The organism is Burkholderia sp. Tr-20390, from assembly GCF_017104595.1.
In the GTDB taxonomy this organism is placed as follows: domain Bacteria; phylum Pseudomonadota; class Gammaproteobacteria; order Burkholderiales; family Burkholderiaceae; genus Burkholderia.
Genome location: NZ_JAAGPC010000321.1, coordinates 1 through 5700, shown reverse-complemented (window position 1 = coordinate 5700; position 5700 = coordinate 1). Strand labels below are relative to the sequence as shown.

6 protein-coding genes and 1 pseudogene are annotated in these 5700 nt (G+C 68.5%); 1 reads left to right on the top strand and 6 read right to left on the bottom strand.

Annotated elements, in window-relative coordinates; all coding sequences use genetic code 11:
* Window positions 1–166: BcsE family c-di-GMP-binding protein (locus tag G3N98_RS38160; RefSeq protein WP_206151023.1), on the bottom strand; the 166-nt coding region annotated here is incomplete at its 3' end.
* Between the two features lie 61 nt (window positions 167–227).
* Here G3N98_RS38160 and G3N98_RS38155 point away from each other — a divergent pair.
* Window positions 228–1169 (top strand): AEC family transporter, encoded by a 942-nt coding sequence (locus G3N98_RS38155; RefSeq protein ID WP_206151022.1) that lies wholly within the window; start codon window positions 228–230, stop codon window positions 1167–1169.
* A gap of 27 nt (window positions 1170–1196) precedes the next feature.
* Here G3N98_RS38155 and G3N98_RS38150 read toward each other — a convergent pair whose 3' ends face one another.
* The 5 genes and pseudogenes from G3N98_RS38150 to G3N98_RS38130 form a co-directional block, all read right to left on the bottom strand.
* Window positions 1197–1628, bottom strand: a complete 432-nt coding sequence (locus G3N98_RS38150) for a DUF1090 family protein (RefSeq protein WP_175239524.1) — start codon at window positions 1626–1628, stop codon at window positions 1197–1199.
* 160 nt (window positions 1629–1788) lie between these two features.
* A complete protein-coding gene (locus tag G3N98_RS38145; protein ID WP_206151021.1) occupies window positions 1789–2967 on the bottom strand; it encodes a LysR family transcriptional regulator in 1179 nt (392 codons plus the stop codon).
* A 61-nt stretch (window positions 2968–3028) separates the two neighbouring features.
* A complete protein-coding gene (locus G3N98_RS38140; RefSeq protein ID WP_206151020.1) occupies window positions 3029–3757 on the bottom strand; it encodes an aspartate/glutamate racemase family protein in 729 nt (242 codons plus the stop codon).
* A 22-nt stretch (window positions 3758–3779) separates the two neighbouring features.
* Complete coding sequence (locus G3N98_RS38135) at window positions 3780–5330, bottom strand: NCS1 family nucleobase:cation symporter-1 (protein ID WP_206151019.1); 1551 nt, start codon at window positions 5328–5330, stop codon at window positions 3780–3782.
* 129 nt (window positions 5331–5459) lie between these two features.
* Window positions 5460–5700 (bottom strand): annotated as a pseudogene (locus tag G3N98_RS38130) (hypothetical protein); the annotation flags it as partial.

Below are 5700 nucleotides of genomic sequence, written 5' to 3'. Positions count from 1 at the left end.
CCCACACGAGCGCGTCGCAGGCCGGCGTGCCGCCGGCCGCGTAGATCGCGTACAGGCCGCCGGCTTCCAGTTGCGTCCACGTATCGGGCAAGCCGTCGATCGCGAGCCGGCTCACCGTGCCGATACGCGACGGCGCGTGACGCCCGGGGCGGCTCGCGCCGCGCATTGGACGCGACCCGGCGGAACCATTAAGCTGGCGCGTTCCGGTTTCACGCAGCGTGTTCAAGATGTCATCGACGATCGAGATTCTGTTGCCCGTGTTCGGGCTGATCGCGGCAGGGTTCCTGTGCAGACGGCGCGCGGTGCTTGGGCCGGCCGCGGCTTCGGAACTCAACCGCTTCGTCGTGTGGCTCGCGCTGCCCGCGCTGCTGTTCCAGATCATGGCGCACGCATCGTGGCACCAGCTGTATCAGCCGGCTTTCGTTGCCACGTTCGCGCTGACCTGCGCGCTCGTATTCGTCGGCGTGCTCGCGTGGCGCCTGTTCGCGGGGCGCGGGCTCGCCGATGCGAGCATCGACGCAATCGCCGCGTCGTATCCGAACACCGGCTATCTCGGCTTCCCGCTGTGCCTGCTCGCATTCGGCACCGACAGCCTCACACCGACCACGATCGCGACCATCCTCGTGGCGTGCGTGCTGTTCGCCGGCGCGATCGTGCTGATCGAGGTCGGGCTGCAGCGCGATCGCGCACCGTTGCGGCTGATGTGGAAAGTGGTCGGCGCGCTGCTGCGCAATCCGCTGATCGTCGCGCCGCTGGCCGGCGTTTGCGTGTCGGCCGCGCAGGTGCCGCTCGGTGCGCCGGTCGATACCTTCCTGAAGCTGCTCGGTGCGGCCGCGAGCCCGTGTGCGCTCGTCAGCCTCGGGCTGTTTCTCGCGGAGAAGCGGGAAGTGTCCGGCGCCGCCCCGCGGGGCAGCGTCGCACTGACGGCGGTGAAGCTGTTCGTGCAGCCCGCGCTCGCGTGGTGGCTTGGCGTGCGCGTGTTCGCGCTGCCGCCGGTGCTCGCGCAGATCGCGGTCGTGCTCGCCGCGTTGCCCACGGGTACCGGGCCATACATGCTGGCCGAGTTCTACGGGCGCGAAGCGCAGGTGACGTCGCGCACGATCCTGTTGTCGACGCTCGGATCGATCGTGTCGCTGTCGGTGTTGCTCGCGCTGGCGCGGCACGTCTGACGCGGCACACCGTGTCGGCGCATCACGTCAGCCCTTCAGCGCGTCGCGATCGATCTGCGCATCGTGCAGGTCGCGTGTTGCGTTGCGCAGTTTGGCCTGCTTGTCGTCGAGCTTGCGCTGCGCCTTGCCCAGCTTCTTCGCATCGCCGAGCGCTTCGGCTTCATGGACGCGTGCCTGCGCATCGTGCACCTCGTCCTGCGCGCGTTGCAGATCCCGCTGCTTGTCGGCGACCTTGCGTTCGGCGCGCGCGAGCTGGCCGGCGTCCGTGCAATGGGCCTTGACCTGGTCGAGCGCGGCTTGCTGGCGCATCGCCTGAGGTGCGTTGCCGAACCGCTTCGCGTTGTCGATCTGCGTGTGCAACGCCCGGATGCGCGTCGCGCAGTCTTGCGTATCGGCGAATGCGCCGGTACTCGCGAGCAGCGCGACTGGAACGGCCAGCGCAACGAGTGTCTTCTTCATGCGGTTTTCCTCGATAGGGCGTCGGCGGGCATTCACGATTCAGATCGCCAGCCGCCAAGGTTCGAGGCGTCATTCTGACGATTCGGTGCGGACCGGGTAAATAGGACGGGTCTGACTTGCCGCGACTGCGCGGATCGCTCCGGCTTGCGTATGACGCCCGTCAATGCGACTTCGTCGCGAGGCGGTGGATGCGTGCCGCATGGGGGACGCGCGTCGGGTGCGATGCATGGCAATGCGTCGCCTGCCTGCGGCGCGCTCGGCGCGCGGGTTCGGGGGTATCGGCCGAGACCGGCGTGCTATTCCGTGCGTTCACGTCCACGACTGCAGCGGCGGCCACCGCCGCCACCGCCGGCTGCATCGCCTCGGCATCGAGCCACGCACGCGTCGCTTCCGCGATCAGCCCGCGCAACCAGCGCACGCCCTCGACGCACTCACCCGATTCGTTCCAGGTCATCCGGTACACGATGTCCGGCGGTTCGGCCGGCAGCGCGACGGCGGCGAGCGGCAGCAGCTTCGCATAGTGCCGCGCGAGCCGGTACGTGGTGGTCAGCAGCATGTCGGTGCGCACGAGCGCATGCGCGGCGAGTTCGAAGTGCGGCAGCGTGACGACGATCCGCCGCTGCAGGCCCACGCGTTCGAGTTGCCTGTCGATCGCGCCGGACGCCTCGAGCCACGATGGTGTCGGGCACAGCTGCGGCGCGTCGGCAAACTCTGCCGCCGTCATCGTGCCGCGCCGCGCGAGCGGATGGGTCGCGCGCATCAGGCACACGACGCGATCGTCGAACAGGTCGTCCTGCCGGAACCGCGACGCGCGCGCCGGGCGATTGTCGATCACGATGTCGAGCTCGCCGTCGGCGAGTGCGCGCTCGTCGTCGAAGCCGTCGCCGAGCGGATGGAACACGAGTTGCGCGTCCGGCGCACGTTCGCGGAACAGCGCGACGAGCTTCGGCACGAACAGTACGTTCAGGTAGTCGGGGCAGCCGATCCGGTAGGTCCGCACCGACGTGCGCGCATCGAACCTCGGCTGCTGGATGCGGATGAAGTCGATCACGCGCAGCGCGTTGCGCAGCGGTTCGATCAGCCGCGCGCCGAATTCGGTCGGCACCATCCCGTAGCGGCTGCGCACCAGCAGCGGATCGCCGAGCAGCGTGCGCAGGCGCTTGAGCGCGGCGCTGGTGGCCGGCTGCGACATGTTCAGGCGCACGGCCGCACGCGACACGGTGCGCTCGGTCAGCAGCACGAGCAGGATGCGCATCAGCCGCGCATCGAGCACGTCGAGCGCGTCCGCGGCGTCGGACGCGCCGCGGGGCAGGGTGTTCGGGTCTAGCGGGTCCCGCATGCCGATCCGCCTCCCGGCAACCCGATGCCCGAGCGCGACGCAGCAGCGGGCCGGCGCCGCGTCATTGTGCGAAGGTGCCCGGCCAGCCGACGATCCGCTTCGGGCGCGGCGGCGCGTACGTGCGGACTTTCGACGTCTTCAGCTTCAGGCGCACCAGCGACTCGGCGAGCGCCACCGCGGCCGAGACGCCGTCGACGACCGGCACGCCCGTGCATTCCTCGATCTGCCGGTCGAGGCCGGCCATCCCGCCGCAGCCGAGGCAGATCACTTCCGCGTGATCGTCCTGCACCGCGCGCTGCGCCTGGCCGACGATCGACTCGATCGCGCGGGCCGGATTCTCCTCGAGCTCGAGCACCGCGAGGCCGCTTGCGCGCACCGACGCGCAGCGCGCGTCGAGCCCGGCGAGCTTCAGGCGATCCTCGATCAGCGGCACCGTGCGGTCGAGCGTCGTGACGACCGAGTAGCGATGGCCGAGCAGCATCGCGATGCTCGCGGCCGCTTCGGTGATGTCGACGACGGGCACCGTCAGCAGTTCCTGCAGGCCTTCGCGGCCATGTTCGCCGTAGCCGGCCTGGATCACCGCGTCGTACGGCTCGTCGTAGCGCATCACGCGATCCATCACGGCGATCGCCGCAAGGTAGCTCTCGAAATTGCCTTCGACCGACTCGGCGCCGAAGCGCGGCGTCAGCCCGACGATCTCCGTGCCCGGCGACGCGGCGGCCTGCGCCTGCGCGGCGATCGCTTCGGTGATCGACTCGGTCGTGTTGACGTTGACTACCAGGATCCTCATTGCGACTCCGTATGCAGGTGTGTCAGTGTTGGGCGCAGGCGACCGCGATGGATTCGCCCGAACGCGCCTCGTAGTGCCGGTTGCGATCGGCCAGCAGCCAGTACACGCCGCCCGCGATGGCCGCGCCGAGCAGCCACGAGAACGGCGTCATCGCGCTGAAGGCCGGCACGACGGCGAGCGTGATCGAGATCAGCGCGGACGGCACCAGCGCCGCGAGCGCCTTGCGGTTCACGCCGCGCGTGTAGAAGTAGGCGCCGGTCGGCGCTTCGGTATAGAGGTCGGGCACGTTCACGCGCTGCTTGCGCACGAGCCAGTAGTCGACAGTGATGATCCCGTACAGCGGGCCGAGCAGCGCGCCGAGGCCGGACAGGAAGTAGACGATCACGATCGGGCTGTTGTACAGGTTCCACGGCAGGATCAGCACGGCGATCGTCGCGCTGATCAGGCCCGCGCGGCGGAACGACAGGCGATGCGGCGCGAGGCTCGTCAGCACGAAGGCCGGCGCGACGAAGTTCGCCATGATGTTCACCGCGACCGTCACGATCAGGAACGCGAGGCAGCCGAGCACGAGGAACAGCTTGTTCGGCACCGTCGCGATGATCTCCGTCGGGCTGTGGATGATGTGGCCGTTCAGCTTGAACTGCGCGCCGGCGAGCACGAAGCTGATCGTCGCGAACACGAGGATGTTGACCGGCAGGCCCCAGAAGTTGCCCACGCGTACCGTCTTCGCGCTCGGCGACGAGCGCGCGAAATCGCAGAAGTTGAGCACCAGCGTGCCGTAGATCGCGAGCCACAGCGAGCCGCCCGCGAAGATCTCCGTCCACATCCTGAAGCCGGTCAGCGGCTTGCCGATCGACATCGCGAGATGGCCGCCGGTGCGGCTGAACATCCACGCGGCGAGCGACAGCGTCGTGACGAGGATCACCGGGCCGGCGAGCCCCTCGTATTTGCGGACCATTTCCATCCCGTACGTGAGGATGCCGATCTGCACGAGCCAGATCGCGACAAACGTGACCCAGCCGAGCGTCGACAGCCCGAAGATCGCGTTCTGGTCGAATACGGCGAGGCCCGGCCAGATCGCGGTGAGCAGCACGCGCAGCACGACCGACGCGAGATAGGTCTGGATCCCGAACCATGCGATCGCGATCACCGCGCGGATCATCGCGGGCAGCAGCGCGCCGTAGATGCCGAAGCTCATCCGGCTGATCACCGGGAACGGCACGCCGGTCTTCTGGCCCATGTAGCCGGTGAGGTTCATGAAACAGTAGACGAGCGCCGCGCCGATCGCGAGCGATGCGAGCATCTGCCAGCCCGACAGGCCGAGCGCGAACAGCCCGATCGCGAACGAGTAGTTCGCGATGTTGTGCACGTCGTTGGTCCACAGCGCAAAGATGCTGTAGCGGCCCCACGTCCGGCCCTCGGCCTTGGTCGGCGCGAGGTCGGCGTTGTGCAGCCGCGGGCTCAGCGCGGGGTCGCGCGCGGCCGAATCGGTTCGATGCGATGCGTCGTCCGCGCCGGGCACGATGCCCGGGCGGTGGGTGGCTTCCAGTTGCACGCCGTTGTCTCCTTCCATGTGCGGGGCGCATGACCGGCAACGTGGGAACGCTGCGCCGGCCCGGCCGCCGTGGACGTTATGTCTCGGATTTGTTCGCGAGTATGGAAGGCCGGCAACACGATGGGAAATTAAATATTCGGCTGGGCGTCATTTGGAAAATGAATGGAAGCGGGGCGGCTGCGACGGCCCGGCGCGGCACGCGAATTGCGCGCCTGCGGGTTCCATCCACATCGACATCAGCGGAGGTGTCATGCAGCGATATTCACTTCGACATGTTTCGCGAGCCGTCTTCGCCGGCCTCCTGATCGCGGGGCTGGCGGCAGGTGCGGGCTGCCAGAAGAAGAGCGACAACGGCGGCGCAAGCTCGGAATCGAGCGCCACGGGCGGA

Coding starts and splice junctions, on each gene's coding strand:
- G3N98_RS38135 (WP_206151019.1), bottom strand. CDS start 5,330: ATGGAAGGAGACAACGGCGTGCAACTGGAAGCCACCCACCGCCCGGGC.
- G3N98_RS38155 (WP_206151022.1), top strand. CDS start 228: ATGTCATCGACGATCGAGATTCTGTTGCCCGTGTTCGGGCTGATCGCG.
- G3N98_RS38150 (WP_175239524.1), bottom strand. CDS start 1,628: ATGAAGAAGACACTCGTTGCGCTGGCCGTTCCAGTCGCGCTGCTCGCG.
- G3N98_RS38145 (WP_206151021.1), bottom strand. CDS start 2,967: ATGCGGGACCCGCTAGACCCGAACACCCTGCCCCGCGGCGCGTCCGAC.
- G3N98_RS38140 (WP_206151020.1), bottom strand. CDS start 3,757: ATGAGGATCCTGGTAGTCAACGTCAACACGACCGAGTCGATCACCGAA.